General features: G+C 37.4%; 20 protein-coding genes and 5 pseudogenes. 15 read left to right on the top strand and 10 right to left on the bottom strand.

Annotated elements, in window-relative coordinates:
* Nucleotides 1-128 (top strand): annotated as a pseudogene (locus L656_RS1000000123460) (transposase); the annotation flags it as partial.
* 187 nt (nucleotides 129-315) lie between these two features.
* Here L656_RS1000000123460 and L656_RS1000000122770 read toward each other — a convergent pair.
* Nucleotides 316-554: pseudogene (locus L656_RS1000000122770) on the bottom strand (transposase); the annotation flags it as partial.
* Here L656_RS1000000122770 and L656_RS1000000123710 point away from each other — a divergent pair.
* The 5 genes and pseudogenes from L656_RS1000000123710 to L656_RS0109820 all read left to right on the top strand — a co-directional run.
* Nucleotides 538-745: pseudogene (locus L656_RS1000000123710) on the top strand (hypothetical protein); the annotation flags it as partial. The pseudogenes L656_RS1000000122770 and L656_RS1000000123710 sit on opposite strands and share 17 nt — an antisense overlap.
* Before the next feature lie 247 nt (nucleotides 746-992).
* Nucleotides 993-2,150 (top strand): DUF547 domain-containing protein, encoded by a 1,158-nt coding sequence (locus tag L656_RS0109810; RefSeq protein WP_024599072.1) that lies wholly within the window; start codon nucleotides 993-995, stop codon nucleotides 2,148-2,150.
* A gap of 251 nt (nucleotides 2,151-2,401) precedes the next feature.
* Nucleotides 2,402-2,538, top strand: a pseudogene (locus L656_RS1000000123715) (transposase); the annotation flags it as partial.
* A gap of 206 nt (nucleotides 2,539-2,744) precedes the next feature.
* Nucleotides 2,745-3,125 (top strand): hypothetical protein, encoded by a 381-nt coding sequence (locus L656_RS0109815; protein ID WP_024599073.1) that lies wholly within the window; start codon nucleotides 2,745-2,747, stop codon nucleotides 3,123-3,125.
* A gap of 101 nt (nucleotides 3,126-3,226) precedes the next feature.
* Nucleotides 3,227-3,661, top strand: coding sequence for a retropepsin-like aspartic protease (locus L656_RS0109820; protein WP_024599074.1), 435 nt, complete (start codon nucleotides 3,227-3,229; stop codon nucleotides 3,659-3,661).
* 103 nt (nucleotides 3,662-3,764) lie between these two features.
* Here the strand turns inward: L656_RS0109820 and L656_RS0109825 are convergent, their stop codons facing one another.
* Together L656_RS0109825 and L656_RS0109830 are read right to left on the bottom strand one after the other, a co-directional pair.
* Entirely contained in the window at nucleotides 3,765-4,799 is a 1,035-nt protein-coding gene (locus L656_RS0109825) for a methionine synthase (protein WP_024599075.1), read from the bottom strand.
* A gap of 78 nt (nucleotides 4,800-4,877) precedes the next feature.
* On the bottom strand, nucleotides 4,878-5,855 hold the full coding sequence (locus tag L656_RS0109830; RefSeq protein WP_024599076.1) for a DUF1852 domain-containing protein: 978 nt from the start codon (nucleotides 5,853-5,855) through the stop codon (nucleotides 4,878-4,880).
* A 622-nt stretch (nucleotides 5,856-6,477) separates the two neighbouring features.
* Between L656_RS0109830 and L656_RS0109835 the strand changes: the two genes are divergently transcribed.
* The 5 genes from L656_RS0109835 to L656_RS0109855 all read left to right on the top strand — a co-directional run bounded on the left by L656_RS0109835 (nucleotide 6,478) and on the right by L656_RS0109855 (nucleotide 10,065).
* Nucleotides 6,478-7,227 (top strand): spermine/spermidine synthase domain-containing protein, encoded by a 750-nt coding sequence (locus L656_RS0109835; protein ID WP_024599077.1) that lies wholly within the window; start codon nucleotides 6,478-6,480, stop codon nucleotides 7,225-7,227.
* Between the two features lie 135 nt (nucleotides 7,228-7,362).
* Nucleotides 7,363-8,376 carry a DUF5924 family protein gene (locus tag L656_RS0109840; RefSeq protein WP_024599078.1) on the top strand — a complete coding sequence of 338 codons (1,014 nt, stop codon included), beginning with the start codon at nucleotides 7,363-7,365 and terminating at the stop codon, nucleotides 8,374-8,376.
* Between the two features lie 71 nt (nucleotides 8,377-8,447).
* Complete coding sequence (locus L656_RS0109845; protein WP_024599079.1) at nucleotides 8,448-8,684, top strand: hypothetical protein; 237 nt, start codon at nucleotides 8,448-8,450, stop codon at nucleotides 8,682-8,684.
* Nucleotides 8,685-8,695: 11 nt separating this feature from the next.
* A complete protein-coding gene (locus L656_RS0109850; protein WP_024599080.1) occupies nucleotides 8,696-9,139 on the top strand; it encodes a hypothetical protein in 444 nt (147 codons plus the stop codon).
* Nucleotides 9,140-9,261: 122 nt separating this feature from the next.
* Nucleotides 9,262-10,065 carry a hypothetical protein gene (locus tag L656_RS0109855; protein WP_024599081.1) on the top strand — a complete coding sequence of 268 codons (804 nt, stop codon included), beginning with the start codon at nucleotides 9,262-9,264 and terminating at the stop codon, nucleotides 10,063-10,065.
* 68 nt (nucleotides 10,066-10,133) lie between these two features.
* On the opposite strand, the gene L656_RS1000000123610 is transcribed toward L656_RS0109855, so the two are convergent.
* Together L656_RS1000000123610 and L656_RS0109870 are read right to left on the bottom strand one after the other, a co-directional pair.
* Nucleotides 10,134-10,268, bottom strand: a complete 135-nt coding sequence (locus tag L656_RS1000000123610) for a hypothetical protein (RefSeq protein WP_275041069.1) — start codon at nucleotides 10,266-10,268, stop codon at nucleotides 10,134-10,136.
* Nucleotides 10,269-10,468: 200 nt separating this feature from the next.
* Nucleotides 10,469-11,515: a YHYH protein gene (locus tag L656_RS0109870; protein WP_029750734.1), complete on the bottom strand. Its 1,047-nt coding sequence runs from the start codon at nucleotides 11,513-11,515 to the stop codon at nucleotides 10,469-10,471.
* 250 nt (nucleotides 11,516-11,765) lie between these two features.
* Here L656_RS0109870 and L656_RS0109875 point away from each other — a divergent pair, with 250 nt between their 5' ends.
* Both L656_RS0109875 and L656_RS0109880 read left to right on the top strand, forming a co-directional pair.
* Nucleotides 11,766-12,425: an NADPH-dependent FMN reductase gene (locus tag L656_RS0109875; protein WP_024599084.1), complete on the top strand. Its 660-nt coding sequence runs from the start codon at nucleotides 11,766-11,768 to the stop codon at nucleotides 12,423-12,425.
* 121 nt (nucleotides 12,426-12,546) lie between these two features.
* Nucleotides 12,547-12,993, top strand: coding sequence for a hypothetical protein (locus L656_RS0109880; protein WP_024599085.1), 447 nt, complete (start codon nucleotides 12,547-12,549; stop codon nucleotides 12,991-12,993).
* 114 nt (nucleotides 12,994-13,107) lie between these two features.
* Here the strand turns inward: L656_RS0109880 and L656_RS0109885 are convergent, their stop codons facing one another.
* A complete protein-coding gene (locus L656_RS0109885; protein ID WP_024599086.1) occupies nucleotides 13,108-15,123 on the bottom strand; it encodes a TonB-dependent receptor in 2,016 nt (671 codons plus the stop codon).
* A 225-nt stretch (nucleotides 15,124-15,348) separates the two neighbouring features.
* On the opposite strand from L656_RS0109885, the gene L656_RS0109890 reads away from it, so the two are divergent.
* Entirely contained in the window at nucleotides 15,349-17,166 is a 1,818-nt protein-coding gene (locus L656_RS0109890) for a protein kinase domain-containing protein (RefSeq protein WP_024599087.1), read from the top strand.
* Between the two features lie 106 nt (nucleotides 17,167-17,272).
* Here L656_RS0109890 and L656_RS0109895 read toward each other — a convergent pair whose 3' ends face one another.
* Both L656_RS0109895 and L656_RS0109900 read right to left on the bottom strand, forming a co-directional pair.
* Entirely contained in the window at nucleotides 17,273-17,803 is a 531-nt protein-coding gene (locus L656_RS0109895) for a hypothetical protein (RefSeq protein ID WP_024599088.1), read from the bottom strand.
* A gap of 13 nt (nucleotides 17,804-17,816) precedes the next feature.
* Entirely contained in the window at nucleotides 17,817-18,824 is a 1,008-nt protein-coding gene (locus tag L656_RS0109900; RefSeq protein ID WP_024599089.1) for a YHYH protein, read from the bottom strand.
* Nucleotides 18,825-19,029: 205 nt separating this feature from the next.
* Here L656_RS0109900 and L656_RS0109905 point away from each other — a divergent pair, with 205 nt between their 5' ends.
* Nucleotides 19,030-19,461, top strand: a complete 432-nt coding sequence (locus tag L656_RS0109905; protein WP_024599090.1) for a DUF3859 domain-containing protein — start codon at nucleotides 19,030-19,032, stop codon at nucleotides 19,459-19,461.
* A 100-nt stretch (nucleotides 19,462-19,561) separates the two neighbouring features.
* Here the strand turns inward: L656_RS0109905 and L656_RS0109910 are convergent, their stop codons facing one another.
* Complete coding sequence (locus L656_RS0109910; protein ID WP_024599091.1) at nucleotides 19,562-19,978, bottom strand: VF530 family protein; 417 nt, start codon at nucleotides 19,976-19,978, stop codon at nucleotides 19,562-19,564.
* A 72-nt stretch (nucleotides 19,979-20,050) separates the two neighbouring features.
* Nucleotides 20,051-20,368, bottom strand: a pseudogene (locus L656_RS0109915) (oxidoreductase); the annotation flags it as partial.

Here is a 20,368-nt window from a genome sequence, read left to right on the forward strand (position 1 = left end):
TCACTACGCAATTTACGCGCGTATTTCACGGCGCAGTAGGCAGGCCGACCTCACAAGCAAGTTACTGTGAAAACTTAAAGCGAAAGCGGCGAGCGAATATCAGTAACTGCGAAAAGCTATTAGCATAAATTAAAAACCATTCAGTAAAAGTTAAAACTGCCATTACGGAGTTATTTTCGTGCGTGTAATTTGGGTTTAAGAATGTAATGACTTATTTAATGGATGAAATAAAGTGGTTCAGAAATAAAAGATAAATTCTGAACCCGAAGAGCAAATTTAGTGGCACAATTTTGTTTGTTCAATTAATGTGGCTGTCTAGTTTGGCCGAGTTACACCATCTCTCACCATAGAATTAATGATTACTATAAGCTTTCTTATACAGGCAATAATAGCCACTTTTTTAGATTTCCCTGCCGCGNTAGCCGATGATAAATAGCTTTAAATTTAGGGTTACATTGGATAGCTGACATCATTACCATATACATTGCGGTTCTAATTTTTTGCCGTCCACCTCGTATCATTCGTTTACTCTGATAGGCTCCACTTTCTCGATTAAATAATGGCAAACGACTCGGCTGTATCGAACCGGCTTTCCTTTAAATAAAAAGCGGAACATTACAGTGAATAAAGGGGTGAACAAACTGACCTTACGAGGTCAGATGAAAATGAATGCCTTTACTTTATTGTGTGACAACTGTATTGCCTAGTTCATAAAATAGAAAAGTTGCAAAACACGATGCATTAAGAAGGGTAAGCCCTTTTACCCTAAATTAAAGCTACTCAACCAGCCGCAACCCCTTCTAAAACGTCAATTAAAACAATATCAAACACTTCTATATTTTGCGTAAAAATACAGTAATCAATTGAACCAAAATAGGAACTCAGCTATGGTTTGTTTATCAATAAAAATAAATAAAAAACGAGTTAATCTAAAGGCTCGTTATGTTGCTCATGAAGAATATGGGCTATTCTACTCAAAATAAGGATTTTTTATGAGTTTATTTAAATTAGTTAGTTTATTGATCAAGTTTAGCTGTTTGTTATTGCTTTTAAGTGCCCCAAAATATCTTCTCGCTGAAGATAAAGCCTACCCTCAATTTAGCGTTTATTCACCTAAATCTAAGTTAACAATAAACTTTGAACCTGTGAATATATTATTAGAATCGAATGTTCTTGATATGGGTCCATCCAGAAGAAAAAATGCTAAACTTGACGAACCTCCGATAGGTACTAAGTTAAGAAATGTTTTTCCCAGTGCTACCCATAATGAAAGTAACAGATTCACATATGAGTTGATAAAATCCCCTAAACAAAAAAGTTTAGTCAATGATGTTAAAAAATATTTAGAATCATTGCCCGAGAAAAACAACCTTAATTTATATTCAAAACAAGAGCAATTGGCCTATTGGCTTAATCTTTATAACATTACTTTAATTAACGAAATTGTTAAGCGGTATCCAATAGTTAGTTTAGAAAAAATATTAACTGGTCCTGACTCACTATTGGATAAAAAGCTAGTAAATATTGGTAGTCTTCAGTTGAGTCTCAGTGACATACAGTATGGGATTTTAGATAAAAACTATAGTAAAGAACCTTTAATTATTTATGGATTATATCAAGGGTATATCGGCAGCCCAAATATCAATAAAAAAGCCTTTTCAGGTGAAAACGTATATAAGTTATTAAAAAATAATGCAACAGATTTTGTCAATTCGAATAGAGGTACAAAAATTGATTCTCTAAATAGTTTAGAGGTCTCTAGTTATTATGCGAGAAATGCTGATTATTTTCCTAATTTTAGCAATGACCTCAAAGTTCATCTGTTGCAATTTGCTGATAAAACAACCCAAGAAATAATAAATAAGTCGGATAAAATTGAACCCATTGTAAGTAATTGGGCAATTGCTGATCTATTTGGAAGTAAAAGAGTCTTTGGTGGGGGCATGTCTACTAACTCAGCAGCATCAATAGGAATATCAAGAAATTATGCATTGACCGATAAAGTCACTAAAGACGCGAACACAGGTGGAAAGTTCAGACTTTCATCTAGAGAAATAACCAGGTTAAAGGAGTTAATGAAAGTAAGAGCTAAGAATTACGGTGAGACATCCGTAACGATAACAGACCTAGAATTACAAGATGAAAACTAAAATTTACAATATGAACAGTAGCTCAGTATGATGAGCAAAATTAGGATGACACCCATCCTAACTATTACGAAAAAGGCCAATAAAAACAGTATGAAGAGTGCATTGTTATAAATAATGAATCACGTAAAAAGCTTAACTATGTAGACAAAAGGGAAGAAAAAATAGACAGCTCAATCGGACGACAATGGCTGTTTATTAAAGAATGGCAAACGACTCAGCTGTATCGAACCGGCTTTCTTTTAAATAAAAAGCGGAACATTACAGTGAATAAAAGGATGAATAAATTGACCTTACGAGGTCAAATGAAAGTGAATGCCTTTACTTTATTGTGTGGCAACTGTATTGCCTTGTTCATAATATAGAAAAGCTTCAAAACACGATGCATTAAGAAGGATAAGCGTTTTTACCCTAAATAAAAGCCACTCAAACACCCGTATTCCCTTCTAAAACGTCAATTAAAACAATATCAAACACTTCTATATTTTGCGTAAAAATACAGTAATCAATTGAACCAAAATAGGAACTCAGCTATGGTTTGTTTATCAATAAAAACAAATAGAAACGAGTTAATCTACAGGCTCGTTAGGTAATTAAATGAATACTGCCATCGATGAAGTCACAAATAATTACCAAGACTGGAGCTTAGACAAATTATCGTATGTTGATGGGTTACTAACACTGAACCTTAAAACTTATATAAAAGGCGATGATCCCGTAAGGTTTATGGTTGTGTTTACAAATACCGTTTTATTTGAAGCTTATGATGAAAGTAGCCATTTTCATGACTATCATCAAAACCGTGATTCGGGCGTAATCGGCGTGTATTCTGATTCAAGCTTATTGGAGTATGCTCAAACTAAAACGAATACTTTCAGTTTAAACAACAATAAGCTGTTTCATTATTCAGTAATGACTACAAATGAAATCATTCATGTTTTAACAAATATTGAGCCTCAGGTGATAAACGTTACCTAACAAAACGCGCTGAGGTGGGCGACTAGTAAAATTTGGCTATTAATTGTGGGAAGCTGAAAATAGTAAGTAATATTTTAAAAACTCTATAACAAGGAACGTATATGAATTTATCTGAGAACAAAACTGTAATTGAGTTTGAAATATCAGAAACAGGCCACCAAATTGTTGAAGCTAAAATTAACGGTAAATTGTTACGTTTTATTTTAGATACTGGCGCTGGGACATCTGTTTTAGACAGGGGATGCCTAAGTGAGCTTAGCATTGAAGAGACACTCAATGTTGAGAATGCAGCAGGCTTGGGCACTTCGGATCACGCTATGGGTGATATAGAAGTTCATTCAATAGAGTTTGGAAATGCCTTGTTTGAAAGTCCTGACTTTGTGTCACTTAATCTTGACCATGTTCAGGTAGCGGGTGGTGAAAAGGGAGTACATGGTTTGTTAGGCTCTCCCTTTTTTACTCAATACCAAGCAGTTATCGATTTTTCAAAAAATAGGTTAGAGCTTTTTAATAAAAAAATTAAATATCTAACCTAAATTTTGTTAGTAGATTTTAACTAACGCACCATGTTTATGGATTTTACTATGGCATGGTGCGACAGCTGTTATTGTTTACAATCTGTATTTTATAGCTACTTTTCTAATTCTCTTTTAGTAATTCTTTTCTTATAATTTCTGCCCCTGCGCTCAAGGCATTTAATTTGCCGTTAGCTATATGGTGAGGTAGTGGAGCCATGCCGCAGTTTGTACATGGGTAGAGTTTGTCGGCATCTACAAATTGGAGTGCTTTACGTAGCGTATTAGCTACTTCTTCTGGCGTTTCGATAGTATGATTTGCTACATCAATAGCGCCTACCATTACTTTTTTACCACGAATGAGTTCTAGTAAATCCATTGGTACATGTGAGTTATGGCACTCTAATGAGATAATATCGATATTAGATTGCTGAAGCTTAGGGAATGCTTCTTCGTACTGGCGCCATTCGCTTCCTAGTGTTTTTTTCCAATCTGTATTGGCTTTAATGCCGTAGCCATAGCAAATATGCACGGCGGTTTCGCATTTAAGCCCTTCAATTGCGCGCTCTAATGTAGCAATACCCCAGTCGTTTACCTCATCAAAAAATACATTAAACGCGGGCTCGTCAAATTGAATAATATCAACGCCTGCGGCTTCTAACTCTTTTGCTTCTTGATTTAGAATTATGGCAAATTCCCACGCTAGTTTTTCGCGGCTTTTATAATGATCGTCGTAAAGCGTGTCAATCATTGTCATTGGGCCTGGCAATGCCCATTTTATTGGTTGCTTGGTTTGCTGGCGTAAAAATTTAGCGTCTTCAACAAACACTGACTTTTGGCGGCTCACAGGGCCAACAACAGTGGGTACGCTTGCATCGTATCGGTCACGAATTTTTACTGTTTTACGTTTTTCAAAGTCAACGCCATTTAGGTGCTCTATAAATGTAGTTACAAAATGCTGCCTTGTTTGCTCGCCATCGCTAACAATATCAATGCCTGCTTGTTGTTGGTCGAATAATGACAAGCGTAGGGCGTCGTGTTTGCCTTGGGTTAATTCGTCACCTTGTAATTTCCAAGGTGACCAAAGTGTTTCTGGCTCTGCAAGCCATAAAGGCTTAGGTAAACTGCCAGCGGTAGATGTAGGTAGTAATTTTTTCATAATAAATAATGCCGTATATTTTAGTTAATTATTAAACGTTACGTTAAGCGCGTTATTACTGCTTGTTACTATTAGTTGTTATGACAGATAGCTAGTAGAGAATTGCTCAAGAACCGTTTGGTACGGCTTGATAAAATGCTCTTGTGCAAACTTGCCTTGCTCGTTTGCTAACTTGCCACGCTCTTCTCGGTCATACACAATTTGCGTTAGTGAATGATCCAAGTTTTTTAAGTTTGGTTTATATGATTTACCCGCTGTTGCGTTGGCATTATAAATCTCTGGTCTGTAGATTTTTTGAAACGTTTCCATCGTACTAATGGTGCTTATAAGCTCAAGATTGCTGTAATCATTAAGTAAATCACCAAAGAAAAACAATGCCAAAGGCGCTGCACTATTTGGCGGCATAAAGTAACGTACCTGCAAGCCCATTTTTTTGAAGTATTGCTCAGTTAAAGACGATTCATTTGGTTCGTATTCAACGCCAAGTACCGGGTGTTGGTTTTCAGTGCGGTTGTAGGTTTTGTTATCTGACACACTTAGGCATATAACCGGTGGTTTTTTAAAGTTTTGTTTGTATGTATCCGAATTCACGAATGACTGAAATAGTTTGCCATGTAAAACCCCAAAGTCATCAGGAATACTAAATTGAGGCTTGCCTTTATTATGCTCTTGTAGAAGTACGCTAAAGTCGTAGTCACGCACATACGATGAAAAGTTGTTTCCTACAATGCCTTCAATACGCTTATTAGTTTTATGATCAACAATATTTGTTTTTAATATTTCGATTGATGGGAAGCTTTCGCCGCCGTCTTCAATACCTATCTCAACAGAGACAATTTCAAGCTCTACAGCATAACGCTCACCTTTGGTGTTATCCCAGTGGGCTAGGGCATTAAAACGGTTGTTAATCATGTTTAAGGCGTTACGCAAGTTTGCTTTGCGGTATTCACCTCTGGCTAAATTAGCAAAGTTGGTTGTGATACGCGTATTAGTTGATGGATGATAATTTTCGTCGAGTGAAACGCTCTTAATATTAAATGTAAAATCTTTTTTCATCGTGTTTATATCCAATTTTATAATTTAAACCTGATTGATGCTCTGCGCTTTATTAGCCTTGCAACTTACTTAGCTGGCTTAGCTGGCTTAGGTATTCAGCGGCTTTAAGTTGTTAGTAATAGTGTTTAGCGCTAAGGGATGAGTAATTTATACGTGGATTGGCATATGAAGAAAAACGGTTTAATTTCACATAAAACATGAGTCATATTCATTACACATTATTGTTAGATGCGATTACGTAGTAATTGACGAAAAAAAGGCATAAATCGATAAAAATAAAGGATGGATGTTTAGCCGTTTAGACTTCCCTTGTGTTGATGTGTACTTTATTCATGTTAAACATGAGGAATATTCAAAGAGTTTTTTTTGTAGCTATATCAATGTATTAGTTGACTTTTAGCATGTTGCGTCGCTGTTTATAATAAATGTCGTCACGGGTAAGTTCCATCTAGCTATATAAGTAGATACCTTAGCTAATCTAATCCCAAAAGATAAACCGACTTTTCTGAGTACGTATATAAATGCCTGTAAATTAATAAAAGGCTATAAATCATATTAATAGCCATGGCAGTACGTTAAGTAAGTTATACTCGTTTTTCATCACCTCACCTATTGAGTATTCGTGGATATCAAAGGCACTTGTATTGCATCAACTATTGATGAGCATGGCCCTGTTTATGTATATCAAACAAAAAAGAATCTTATTCTCAGCTTTGACGGAAAAATTTATCAAAGCTGTATTAAATTAAATAATATTAACGGGTTAAGCTTAGCTTATACGCAAGCTATGATGGCTGCGCTTTTTTTTATACCGCATTTAAAAACCGCGATGATAATGGGACTTGGGGCGGGCTCTATCGCAAAAAGTCTTTATCATGCGTTTCCCGCGCTGACTATACATACCGTTGAATATCGTAAAGCCGTTGCTGATATGGCTATAAAATATTTTGAAGTTCCCGTGTCAGAACGTTTGTTTATTCATATTGATGATGCGGCAAACTACATGAATAAAACGCAGATAAAAACGGACGTTATTTTTTCTGATTTATATAGCTCAGAAGGGATGGAGTCAGATCAGGTGCAATCATCCTACTTACGTGATTGTAAAAATGCGCTCACTTTAGATGGTGTTTTAGTACTTAATATTTGCCATACTAAAATTGGGCAAAGGGAAGTGTTTGATCAACTACTTGAGAAAGAATTTGCAGGAAAGGTTCTTAGTTTTATTATTGAAGGCGGTAATAAAATTGTGTTCGCTTTTAACAATAAAATGCCTGCACTTAGTGAAGACGAATTACTTGCTAAGGCTCACGCGTTACAAAAATTAATAAACGTACCAATGACGCGCTATGCCGGGCTTTTATTTAATTAAAATGGTTAGTTTGATTTACTGGTAAATGACGCGTTTGAATCCATCCATCTATCTGTTGTTCATTTAAACTTAGTTAAACTAATCATACTCTGAATAAAAATAATAAAGTACGAACCCGTACGGAAACACTCATACATGGATTACTGTAAAAATATAATCGCTAAATTTATAAGCGCGATGCAAAAGCGGCCTGGATTATTGGCTGTGTTGGCGTTTTTGTCGGGCGTTGCTAGCTTTGCACTTGTAGACAGAAAAGAGTCTTTTTCGCAATTTATTGCGATATTTTTACTTATTAGTTGGTTGTGGCTAATTATTGATAATTGGCTGCGTGATAAAGTAGAAGAAAAATTTGGTGTAGCGGTATCGCCTAATGTAATGCGTTTTGCGCTACAAATGGTGCAGCAAGAAAGCCTATTTTTTGCGTTGCCATTTTTTTTAGCGGTTACGCAGTGGAATCATCCTCAAGCAATTTTTACTTCCCTTATTGCTTTGTGTGCAGTTATATCGGTTATCGATCCCTTTTATTATAAAAAACTTGCTAGAAACCGCACGCTATTTAGCGTGTTTCATAACTTTGCTTTATTTGTTGTTTTGCTTGTTACGTTACCTATTTTGTTAAACCTTACAACGAGCCAAAGTTTAGCTGCCGCACTTGTAACTGCTGTCGTGGTTACTCTTCCGAGTTTAAACAATTTAATGCCTAATGCTCGCTGGTGGCGTTTTCCTATTCTTGTATTGATTTTATGCGCTTTAAGCACAGCAGTGTGGCAATTAAGAAGCTATGTGCCTCCTGCAGCGCTGCGATTAACCGATATTACGTTAGCTCATGAAGTTGATTTACAACATAGAAAGCCAGTAGGGAGTATTAAACACTTAGATTCTTATACGCTGCACCATCAAGGTTTATATAGTTGGACTGCTGTTAAAGCACCGAGAGGCTTAAACGAAAAAATATTTCATGTGTGGCTTCATAATAAAAAAGAAGTTGATCGGATCACGTTAAATATAAACGGTGGGAGAGAACTAGGTTATAGAGCGTGGACACACAAAGTAAACTTTCCTAAAGACTCTGTTGGTAAGTGGCAAGTAAAAGTAGTCACCGAATCAGGTCAGTTAATAGGTTTAACGAAATTTACTGTTACACCTTAATGATAGTAATAAGTTTGTAATCGAATAAATATTTGATAGGCTATTTTTACAGTGTTTATTGGATGAACGTTATGAGTTTTGCATTTGATCTGTTTATTTGGTTAATGGTAGAGACTATTTTAGGTTTTTTAATTTACTCAACAGGTTGTACTATTTTAAAAATAGTTACCTTTGGTAAGTTTAAAAGCGATATTACCGATTACGTATCGTTTAAGGCGAATAAAGCTAAAGATGTTTATTTAATTTGTGTGCTCGGGTTTAGCTTTTACGTGCTATTAATTGGCTTTGTTACCTACATGAGTCATTAAATTATAATTACATGAATAACAATACGTTATTTACAGCAGGCATTTTAAGCTTTATTGCATCACTTTTACATGTAGCCTGTGTTTTTGGAGGGCCTGACTGGTATCGCCTTTTGGGTGCTGGTGAGCAAATGGCTCAAATGGCAGAGCAGGGCAGTATGTATCCTACTTATGTAACTTTAGCTATTTCAGTTATTATTACTATTTGGGGCTTTTATGCGCTCTCTGGTGCGGGCGTCATTTTAAAACTGCCACTTTTAAAAACTGCGCTCGTATTAATAACCGCAGTGTATTTAATACGAGGTATTGCGGGTTTAATCATTCCTTTTTTAACTTCAAGCCAAATCGTTCATCAGAATTCTATTCAATTTTGGATTATAAGCTCGATAATCTGCTGCATTTATGGGTCATTTTACTTATTTGGTACCCTTAAATTGTGGCGAATAAAAAATGTATGAATGCTAGATTTCCTGATTTTTTAAATTCAAATTATTAAATACTGATAGCTTATTTTTATATTGCGAAATACTATGTTCGACTATTTTTTACGCGCATATATTTTGGCTTTAGGTATCTATAAATGAATAAAACGTTATTGAGTACTTTGCTTGCAGCTCTTATTTGTACATCTCTTTTAGCTAAAGTGCAGGCCCAAGACGTTCATGCACTTGAGCCTGAATTAGGTGTTGGCGGAAATATTAAGCTAGATGAGGCAAGTACGGCTTATGTTGATGACGGTTTTGATTTTCATGTGCATCCACTTTGGGAAGGCCGATATGTAAGTGAGGGCCGTGACAATTTAGCGGGTAAAGGTATTGCCTCAATCGCAACTGAATTCAATTATAATGAAATAGCTATTATTCCGTGGGTTGCAACGGGTGTTGATAGCGATTATACCGAGTTTAACTTAAATGCTATTTACGCAACTCAGTTATTTAATACCGTTGATATGTTTATTGGTTACAACCATTTAAGATCGCGTGAAAATACCTCTAATGCTCACGACAATGAGGTTAGCTTAGATTTTTCGTATTTTTACGATAATAAATTTCAGCTCACTAGCAGCGCATATTATTCGTTTGATTCTCAAGGCACATTTATAGAGCTTGCGATAAACAAAGGCTACGAGATAAATGAAGCTGTTAATATCGATTTTCAAACGGGGCTAGGGTTTAATGCAGGCTATGTAAGTGATGGCCATAATGGTATTAACAACCTTAAGCTTACAGCTAACGTGTCGTATAAAGTTATTAAGCAGCTTGAAGTATACGCATATACTAGCTACACCATGGCAATTAATAAAAACGCTGAGCGTTTTGTGGGTGATCAAATTTTAAAAAACGTGTTATGGAGTGGTATTGGTCTGAGCTATCTATATCGTTAAAAGTTAGCAGCTCAATAAAATGGTTGTGCTGCTTATTAAGAGTTTATCAATAAAAATTAGCCCTAAATTTACATAGCTTTATTAACGTTGGTTTTTAAATCACTCTTTTCTTTTTCGTGAGTGTGGCTTTTTATAGGGGCGGAAATTCCATTATCAATTTTTTGAATCGGTTGGCTTCGTACACAGATTAAATCATCAGCCATATATTGGCAGCNCTGCCAATATATAAATCGTTATGGCCGCCTTCGTATTTACATGATTGAGATTTTACTTTATCTGCGCAGGCTTTAACTGCAACACCATTTAACGGCCCTGAATGAGCATTTAAAAATGTGGGTGCTGCAAGTAAAGCCATACCAAACAAGCTTAAAGAACTACTTTTTATAAACATAACAACTCCTTTTTAATGCTTTTCAGGATCATGGCTTGGCGGTGGACCGTTGTGATCACCCGGTGGTCCACCTGCAGGCCTAACTGATTCTCCATGTAGGCACCCTATAAACATATTTTCACTAGGACTGGCTGCGTGGTAGTGATAACCCCTTACTTCATCTGTATTACCTCGGCATTCATCAAGTGACTCTTCTTTACCGCTTGTATCACGCATTGCATAAATACCATAACCGTCTATTGCATAACCTATAAGAGGTGCATGTCCATCTTCTGTAGCAGCTGAGTCAGTACAACCAGTGGTAGAATGATAGTGATAACCTTGGTGTAAATTTATATGGCCACCACAATCATCAAATGCCGCAATGGTATAGCTCTCTAAAATTGCATTAATTGGAGCAGGTCCAGATAGTTCAGTACCGTCTAGTGCTATACCTACTGTTCTTAAGCGGCCAGTATCAGATGCTGGAATAGGTGTAACAGGAATTAAATACGTTAATGAAAAATTATCTTCTAAATACGAAAGTTCACACTCAATACAATTTTGTTTATATTGCTCTTCAACATCAGGGCGAGCTGCGCCAGCGCAAGACTCTTTTGTAGCTGTATATCTAATTTTACTTGTTTTAGTGTCGTAAAGTACCCACTTTTCATCGCCGTAGTATTCATCAAGCTTTAGAATAAATTGGCCTGTTAAATCAACTAAATCACCAGTACCTTCTTTACTAAACCAACTGCCAGTTACATCAGCGCCATCGGTCGATGTGCGCGGGCAAAATGGACCGGGCTCTCTACCTGCAGGTGCGCCTGATGTAATTAACTCATAACACTTAGTTTTAGTTCCTTGCGCCGTTTCGCAATCAACAATGTTAGGCTCAAATAAAAAGGCCCCTTTTTTAAACATAGATAAATTTATTGTTTGATTCGCTTTTTGTACTTCACTAAGGGAGCTACTGACTTGCTTAGTATTTTTATTAGTTGGTGAGTCGTCGCAGCCACTTAGAGTTAAAACTGTTGCGGTAACAATGATTGCAAACGCGCTGTAATTATTCGAGCCCATTACTTGTATCCTTTTCAGTATAGGTTTTGGTGTACTTATACTGTGGCATATTACTGGCTAAATGTGCAAAAAGTATGGAGAACGACAAAATAAGCATATGATAAAAAACCTTTAACAGTGTGTGGTTGCTAAAGCGCAGTTTTAAATTTAATTATTAGTGTTTTAAATTAATAAAAACGGATATGTGTAATACACATTAGCTAAAAGTGTTAGTGTTTAGATGTTATTCAAATACATATGAGGATTACATATGAAGTTTTTAGTGTTTTTAGGGACAGTGCGTAACAGCACGCCACCAAAACCTGCTCGCTTAGGTGAGAGAGTGTCTAAAGCCTGCATGGAGTGCTTAAACGAGCAATTCTCCGAACATGAGTTTGAGCTTATAGATGCACTTGATTACCCAAGTGAGCAAGTTTTTAAACCACATTTTGCCTATGCCCAAGGTAAGGCGCCTTCAATGCTAAATACTTTAGCTGATAAAATTAAAGCTGCTGATGGATATGTAATGGTTAGCCCTGAATATAATCACAGTATGAGCCCAGCTCTCGCTGACTTACTTAATCACTTTGGTAGCTCACTATTTTCATATAAGCCCAGTGCTATTGTTACTTATTCTGCTGGGCAGTGGGGTGGACTCAGAGCGGCAATTAGTATGCGCTCGTTTTTATCAGAGCTTGGCTGTTTGCCTGTATCTGCAATGATCCATGTTCCAAAAGCGCAAGAAGTATTTAATGATAATGGATCTGTGCAAGTTGGTGAAGAGCAGTCATCGTGGTTTAATTATTTTCACCGTACTTTTGGGCAATTGGTTTGGTGGGCGCAAGCGGCTAAAAATCAGAGTGGCGTTGAAGATCCTGAGCAGATGCTAAAAAGCTTTAAATCAAATCCATCGCAGCGAAATGCCCCATAACGAATACTTTTAAAATATAACTAATTTAGCCCTTAATTGGGCTAAATTTGTTTCTTTTATAGAAACTTAAAATATATAAATGTTACTATTAACATCTACTTATAAAAAAGGATGTTATATCTTGAAATACCTTACTCTTTTAAGTGTATTAACACTTAGTGCTTGCAGCTCTGTACAAAACTTACCGGCGCTAGGCGAAGGGACTACTGCTAATATGAATTTAATAGCTCTTTCGGAGCAGAGCGCGCCACAAGGTGTTAGCGGTACATTTAAGTTTTATATTAAAACTACAGGCTCTCAGTACGGTGACGTATTTTTAAATACCGAAGCTGACTATCGTGATCGACGTGCTATTACAATTTCAATTGATTCAAACGTAGCTGCTAAACTCACAGAAAAATACGGACAATCAGCCAACACATTTTTTATTGGTAAAACAATTGAAGTAACAGGTGAAGCGAAGCGGGTAACTATCGATTTTTTAAGTAAAGGCAGAAAAACCAATAAATATTACTATCAAACACATGTTGCTGTTAACTCAATAAATCAACTTCGCATTGTTGAGTAACATCAGCCAGCTTGTTGAGGCATCGGATTAATTACTAAGATACTTATTGGCTAAGGGTATGTTTTACAGTGGTACTGTTTTTATATACAGTACCCCTGTAAATCTCAATGAATACTAAAATAACAAGCTTAATGTTAGTCGCGCTGTTCTTGGCTCTATTGGATGAAAGTGGTTATCTTCAACGCCTTGTGCTGATTCGCCAGGTAAACGCGATGCATAATAGTAATCTATATCGTGGTCGGTGCTATTAAATAAGTTAAGTAATTCAAAGTTTACTTTCCAGTGAGTCTGCTCATAGCTAATTGCGCTATTTACTACTGTTAAAGGCTCTGAACGCTCGTTACCATCGCTAGTTAATGTACGTTTGCCAATATGGCGAACTCTAACTGATGACTGCCATTGCTCACTTAAGTGCCAATTTAAACCTGTACTTGCAACAACAGGAACAGCACCTTCTATATAATCATTATTGTCATTAATATCTAAACGTGAATGCGTGAACGAGGCTTCTGCGTCGATACTAAAGCTGTCGTTAATCCAATAATAAGCGCTTATTTCTAATCCGTAACGCTCAGATGCATCACTTGGTTCTGTATTACCCGCATCGCCAACAAATAAAAGCTCTGAGTCGAGTGTTAGCCACCAAAGTGCAGCTGATAGATTAAACTTTTGCTCATCAGCAAATCGGACGCCTATTTCAGCGCCTTCACTTTTAACTAATAAGTCAACTTGCTCTGCTTGCTCACCGGTAACAGGGTCAATATTAATAGTAGATCCGCGCGCATCATTTGAATGAAAAGATTGTCCCCAATTAGCATATGCAGCTAGTAAATTTGTAAAACGGTAATTTAAACTCCCTTTAAAACTTACTAAATCATCCTTTGCTTTTCCTGAATTTACGGCGGTAATACTAGTCACGTTTGTATCAAAATAGTCGTACCTAACGCCAACGGTTGCTTCAAGTTTTGGAGTAAGTAAAAGTTTAGACTCCCAAAAGCTTGAGTAGCTCGTTTGCTTTAGTTCATCTTGCCTAACCGTACTAAGTCGCTCTCTTGCTTGTGTGTTATAAAGCCCTACGTTATCTATGTCGTCGTGGCGAAGCTCAATACCTACGGTATGTTGTATGTTTATATCTGATGTTTTGGTTTCAAACTGGTAGCTTATATCTGTTCCATAAATATTTCGGCTATCTTGCTGATTAAACTGATCGCCATTAATTGGATCATTTAAAAAATAACTAAAATTAGAATACAGGTTTAAATCGTAATTAATTACATAAGCGCTGGCTTTTATATGCTCGCCCTGCCAGTTACTCGATAAGCTATAACGGCTAGAGCTGCCACCAAGTGTGGTGTCAAGAGAGCCTAATTGAGTAATTAAATTTTGTGATATAGCGCGCTGTGGAATTTGATCTGCTGAATTCCATGTATTGTCGTATGCCATGGCACTTATTGATAAGTCACCATCAAAAGCTTTACCAACATAGCGCAGTAGGGCATTCTTTTTATTTACATCTTCGTTTATATCATCCCATGGGCCGTCATAGCCTTGCCATTCTGCCGCTGCAATTAGCTTACCTGTTGCAATGTTAGTAGATCCCAGTACAACAGCGCGTCTATAATTATCTTCTCCTATACTGAGTTCAACTTGGTGATGTTTTAGGTTATCAGCAAGTTGAAATTGAGCACTACCAGCGGTTGAAAAGTCACCTTGGCTTGCGCTATATGAGCCTTTTTGATAGTTAATAGTTGAAATAGACTCAGGGATTATAAAGTTTAGGTCGGTGTAACCTTGTCCGTGGCCATGGCTGCGCATATTAATTGGCATGCCATCTATGCTGGTGGCAAAGTCGGTGCCGTGATCTAAATTAAACCCCCTAATAAAGTATTGATTAGCTTTACCAGAGCCGCTATGTTGAGTGACCGCCATACCTGGGATTAACTCTAACATTTCGGCGCTTCTTAACATTGGGCGCTGCTGAATTTCACCTTGACCAATAATACCGCTAGATGCGCTGATTGACTCACCAATTAGCCCATCTCTGTGACCATAAACGGTTAATTTTTCTATGTTTGCATAGCTATAACCACTATACAAAGTGCCTAGCGCTAAAATTGCTAATGTTCTCATGACTAAAATCCCTATCTAATGTATTTGTTATTAATGCAGCTATGTTAAATACGGCTTAGATAATTTATTGGATGCAACATTTGTTGGTTATTTGTAATTATTTAGGGGTGAGTAAAGATGGGTAACTTAAAAACTACGCCGCACGCTATTGTAATCTTATTACATAAAACTAATAATCGAGTGCTTTAAATAACTGTATAACACTAACAAGACAGAGAGCCCGTATTGAAAGCCAAAGAAATCCGCAATTTTTACATTAACGAAGAGCAATCTGTTTATTTGCTTTCGCACCGCGATGCTAAAAAGCACCGTCAGTGGCTTAACATTTGTATTAAGCAGTTAACACTGCTGGGGTACAAAAATGTAGAAATGATTGGCTCGGGTGCTTTTGGTTTTGTGTTTGCAGGAGATGACGATAACGGCTTACCTTGGGTATTTAAGTTTTCGCGTATTACGCTTGCCCAAAGTGTGCGTGACCGCTTAGAAGATGAAGCGTATATGCTTTCGCAAATTGATAATCCGTTAGTGCCTACCTTTTATGCTTTTGAACGTATTAAAAAACAAGGGATTTTAATGATGGCACGCGCCATTGGAGAGGACCTTGAAAAAGTATCGCTTAAAAAAGGGCGCTTTAGTGCCGCGCAAATAATGGCGCTCGCGGTTAGGCTTCGTAATGTACTGGTTGATTTACGCAGTCATAAAAATGGCATTAGCCCACAACCTATAGTGCATGGCGATATAAAGCCTTCAAACCTTGTATGGGATGCAAGCACTGATGCGCTGTCGTTAGTCGATTGGGGTAGCTCTGTGTATGCACAGTTAGATAGTGATGGTAATCCTGTTGCGAGTAACTTTATGGATTTAATGTCGGGCGATTTAAGCACAACGAATGCGCGTATGGGCGATGTGTACTTTATTGGTGAAGCGCAAATGTCGGGGGAGCAATCATCCCCACGATTTGACGAACAAGGTGTAGCCGCAACGTTATATGCGCTAGCGTCGGCGCAGTCGTGTCGCTTTGGTGCACAAGCTATACCTGCAAGCAGCTTAGGGCTTCCAAAAGAGCTGGCTAAAGTAATTGACGGTATGCTTTCTAAAAGTAAGGCACAACGTGATGGTGCTGGTGATTACTTTATGCGTAACATTACAACTATGGCGAAAGCGTATTTACCTGAATTTGCTAAAAAACAAAAAAAAGCAGATATCCCTTTTTGGTATGGTAGCGATGAGCAGCCAGATACGGTTGTGTATAGCTCACGAAAACAATTTTTACGCCAGGCTGATCATAATCAACAATTACTAGATATAAACGACGCGCAACTTGACCGTTATTACAAAGAGTTTTTGTTTGATACAGGCGATACCGAAAAAGCATTTTTAGCATCTATAAGCCGATTAGCAAAGTATCCTGTAGTAGGCGGGCTTAGTTTTCATTGGAGAGATGAGTCGTTATTTGTTGAATCGTCTTTAATTATGCATGACGAATCATTGGGTGATGCGTTTAGTGATGCGATTAATAATACAGTTATGCTTGCGCAAGCGATTAATCAAAAAGGGCTATTTAAGTGCTGTTTGTTTGATGCCCGTAAAACTATTCAACTAGAGCGAGATGGCACGGGGGCATTTAAGTTTGATAGCCTACCAGAGCTTGAATACGAAGTAGTAAGTATGAAAGCAAATGACATAACCCGCCCGCATTCATACTTTGAAGACGGTAAAGACCCTGACGAGCAACTACAGCTACCTAAAAAAGTTATTAAGTGCGTATTTGAGCTTAACCAAATTCATCATACCGGTTGTATTATTTTTGAAGCACTGCCGGACAGAATGAAAATTCACCATTACTACCGATTACTCGATTCGACCAAAGAAGTTGAGTTTAAACGCCTTCTTAATAAACTCATGCAATACGCGGTAAATATTACTGACGTTGGTGTTGCGGGCTTTATGAAACTCCCTTATAAAAACACCCGTGAGTTTAGTTTATGTGAGCAGCAAGAAGAGCATTACTTTCCTAAAAACCCCAAGCTTGTATCTTTATAGAAAAAGCACTTAACTAAAGAGTATTAAATAAGAAGACAAAGATAAAAAAGAGCACAAATTGGTTTAACTTGTACTCTTTGCCACTTAATTATTTAGGTAAGTATTACTAATTATTAAACACCTTACTAAAGGGCGATGTTGGTGATAGCTCAAATTGATGAGTTAGCTTTTGCGTTTTATTAGTCGCTGTTATTTGATAATGCTGCTTGTGCTCATTGTTACTAAATAGCTTAACGTTAAAGTTAACTTTGGTTAATTTACTGGGCAAAGAGTAGCGCCCAGTAATGGTTACTTGGTCTATATTGTCGCTTTTATGTGTATGCGACGCTTCTGGGTTTAGTAAAAGTCCGTCAATAGTAAATTTATACTGATGATCCGCTAAATAAACGTTCTTTGTAACTCGCTTACTTATTTGTTTTTTATGGGCATTAAACTCAACTATTGATACTTTGCCATCCTTATCTTCATCAACCCCTTTAAAAGCCGACATAGGGATTGAAAGCACAATAAACACGTTATTATCAACAAAATTCAGCGTACCGTGATCTGCAACCATTAAATGCGCGTTTGCTAAATTTGGCATAATCAACAAACCCAAAGTAGTCATACTCAGTAGACCTCTTTTTATATAAGGCATAGCTTATTCCTAACTAAACTTCGCCTTTAACACAGCGTTGAAAAAACGGGTAAGTGTCTGTTGCGTAGTAGTGGTATATCCCATCAGGAAACTCAGGCGTTACACCAACGCGGCCATTACATTCATCTAAATCACCAGAGCCTGCTACGTATTCCCAATCTTGTGCAAATGTACCTAATGGGTATATATCGGTAGAAGGGCGGTTTGCGCTTACGGTTGTTATGTGTTGGTAACTACCGGTCATTGCGGTTAGGGCTGAAGTTGCATCACTTGAATCCGAATAGCCGTAACGTGCATAAATAGGAAAGCCGTCTGCTGCCCAGCCTATTAGAGTCATAGTGGTGCTATTGCCACCACGCAGTGTTACAAAGCCTTCAGGCATACCGTGATAGTGGTATGTACCATCGGGTTGCACGTGTGCGTTGTTGTCGTCTGTTCCAAAGCTAAACGTGTCTTGGCTTAAGGCTTCAATGTTCCAGTTGCCGCTGTTGTCGCCCAAATCGCAATCGGTGCCCGAATCATCGCAACTCCCGCCTGTGCCTGCGTCTATTTTAATGCCGTTAAGTACAACGCCTATCATTCCACGAGGACCACCAAGCATGGTTGCTTGTGTTGTTTCTATAGGCTCAAGTGTGTAGCTTTCATTTAAAGATTGCTCAGAAATAGTATTTGGGTTGTCGGCATTAGGAAAAGTGCCTACTTCGTGACCGGGTATGCCATTAGCTACTAAGTCGCGTGTAGTTCCTGTGCATGACCAATCTGCTGCGCTGGTGGCTTGTACGGACTCAGATTCGTTATATTCGCTGTAGCTATATTCACAAAGTACACCCTGAGTTGAGCTACTCGTACCTGTGCCATTATCTGTGGTGGTTTGGGATGAATCTGTAGTTGTTGAGTTATCAATAGCTATGCCTTCTCCATCTCCGCATGCAATTAATGATGAAACAATTAAAGACAGAGAAGTGAGCTTTAAAGCATTTACCCTATTTCTATTTTTATTATTAAGTTCGTATTGTTTCATTGCTGCCTACCTGATCAATTAAGTTAATCAAATAATAATCAGCAATTGTGCAAATAGTGTGTAAACAATGATGACAAATTAGCAATTATGTAAATAGGCAGATTATTAGCGCTAAGTTGAAATTTAACTTTATTAGATTGTGTTTTATTTTAAAATTTCAAAAAGTTAAACTAACAGTAATTAAGTAATATAAAAGGCTATCTTAATGGCTAAAATAAAACCTGTTGTTACGCTACAAAGCCACGGCATTTACTCCACGTGGGATAGCGAAAGTAAGGCGTTGCCACAAATAGAGCAATTTACAACAAATGTAATAGCTGAGGTAGATATTGAGTTTGGTTTAATCGTAAATATTAAAAAAGGTAAAGGCGAAAAGCTTCATTATTGTATTTACCATCCAGATATTCCAGATAGTAACGGCGATGTAATGGACCCATTTGAAGGCGATGTATACGTTAAAAATAGCGATTGGAACTTTTACTTAGGCGATACGCTTTGGCTGCCAATAGAAAATAAATTGGGTGATTGGCGTATGACGATTGAGCTTAATGGCAAAGTTATTGCGGATAAGACATTTAACGTGGCATTAGAGGCAGAGCGCACTGAAACAGGCTTTTGGAAAAACCGGGGATATTGATTGTTATTTATTGTATGTAGCGCGGATATAATTGAAGTTAATGAGAAGATAGTCGAAGAGCTATTTATAAACAGCTCTTCAACTTTAAATTAGTAAGTTTTTAGTTACCCCAAGGGTTACTCGAGTTTGAACGCTGTTTGCGATCGCGAGCACGTTGCTTTGATTCTTTCTTTTCTATAATACGTTTAGCGTCAACAAAGCTAAGTTCACATGGCTCACCAGGTTTATGATCTGCTGGAATCACACGATCTCGTGGCGGCAATTCGTATTGAACATCATCAGGTTTAGGTAAGTTTTTAAGACGATAAAGGTAAAAGTTATCTACTTTTTCTTGTGCCCATTGTGTTTTACGTAAAAATTTAACTGCGGATTTTATATCAGGATTGTTTTTAAAGCAGTTAAGTTGTAAATAAGCGTGTAGGAGTTCCCACCCATATTGTTCAACCAGCTCTTCAACCACTTGTTCTAATTTTACGCCTTGCAGTGGGTTATTACTGAAAAGTTCTTGGTTGCTCATAGGTGTTGCCTCGTTATTAAAATACAAATTGCATTATAAATTTAATAACGAGGCTTTAACAGAGTAAATATCTTAACTTTGGCAATTAACTACAACACGACCACGAATTTTACCTTCCATAAGTTGCTCTGCGTTATCAATTACGTGTTCGAGTGATATTTCTGTCGAAATTTTATCTAAATAATCAGCGCTTACTAATTTAGCTAAACGATCCCATGCTTCGATTCTGTCGGCTTTAGGGCGCATTACGCTATCAATCCCCATTAACGATATGCCACGTAATATGAATGGCGCAACTGACCCTGGTAAATCCATACCTTGTGCAAGTCCGCAGGCGGTTACTACGCCACCATATTTTAATGATGCACAAATATTGGCAAGTGTATGGCT

This window comes from Pseudoalteromonas sp. TAE56 (genome assembly GCF_000497955.1).
Classification (GTDB): Bacteria; Pseudomonadota; Gammaproteobacteria; order Enterobacterales; family Alteromonadaceae; genus Pseudoalteromonas.

What these genes read in the sequence shown, in the direction of transcription:
- L656_RS0109905 (WP_024599090.1), top strand. Translation starts at nt 19,030, where the DNA reads ATGGCTAAAATAAAACCTGTTGTTACGCTACAAAGCCACGGCATTTAC.
- L656_RS0109850 (WP_024599080.1), top strand. Translation starts at nt 8,696, where the DNA reads ATGAATAACAATACGTTATTTACAGCAGGCATTTTAAGCTTTATTGCA.
- L656_RS0109900 (WP_024599089.1), bottom strand. Translation starts at nt 18,824, where the DNA reads ATGAAACAATACGAACTTAATAATAAAAATAGAAATAGGGTAAATGCT.
- L656_RS0109845 (WP_024599079.1), top strand. Translation starts at nt 8,448, where the DNA reads ATGAGTTTTGCATTTGATCTGTTTATTTGGTTAATGGTAGAGACTATT.
- L656_RS0109870 (WP_029750734.1), bottom strand. Translation starts at nt 11,515, where the DNA reads ATGGGCTCGAATAATTACAGCGCGTTTGCAATCATTGTTACCGCAACA.
- L656_RS0109810 (WP_024599072.1), top strand. Translation starts at nt 993, where the DNA reads ATGAGTTTATTTAAATTAGTTAGTTTATTGATCAAGTTTAGCTGTTTG.
- L656_RS0109820 (WP_024599074.1), top strand. Translation starts at nt 3,227, where the DNA reads ATGAATTTATCTGAGAACAAAACTGTAATTGAGTTTGAAATATCAGAA.
- L656_RS0109885 (WP_024599086.1), bottom strand. Translation starts at nt 15,123, where the DNA reads ATGAGAACATTAGCAATTTTAGCGCTAGGCACTTTGTATAGTGGTTAT.
- L656_RS0109910 (WP_024599091.1), bottom strand. Translation starts at nt 19,978, where the DNA reads ATGAGCAACCAAGAACTTTTCAGTAATAACCCACTGCAAGGCGTAAAA.
- L656_RS0109840 (WP_024599078.1), top strand. Translation starts at nt 7,363, where the DNA reads ATGGATTACTGTAAAAATATAATCGCTAAATTTATAAGCGCGATGCAA.
- L656_RS0109855 (WP_024599081.1), top strand. Translation starts at nt 9,262, where the DNA reads ATGAATAAAACGTTATTGAGTACTTTGCTTGCAGCTCTTATTTGTACA.
- L656_RS1000000123610 (WP_275041069.1), bottom strand. Translation starts at nt 10,268, where the DNA reads ATGGCTGATGATTTAATCTGTGTACGAAGCCAACCGATTCAAAAAATT.
- L656_RS0109815 (WP_024599073.1), top strand. Translation starts at nt 2,745, where the DNA reads ATGAATACTGCCATCGATGAAGTCACAAATAATTACCAAGACTGGAGC.
- L656_RS0109875 (WP_024599084.1), top strand. Translation starts at nt 11,766, where the DNA reads ATGAAGTTTTTAGTGTTTTTAGGGACAGTGCGTAACAGCACGCCACCA.
- L656_RS0109830 (WP_024599076.1), bottom strand. Translation starts at nt 5,855, where the DNA reads ATGAAAAAAGATTTTACATTTAATATTAAGAGCGTTTCACTCGACGAA.
- L656_RS0109825 (WP_024599075.1), bottom strand. Translation starts at nt 4,799, where the DNA reads ATGAAAAAATTACTACCTACATCTACCGCTGGCAGTTTACCTAAGCCT.
- L656_RS0109895 (WP_024599088.1), bottom strand. Translation starts at nt 17,803, where the DNA reads ATGCCTTATATAAAAAGAGGTCTACTGAGTATGACTACTTTGGGTTTG.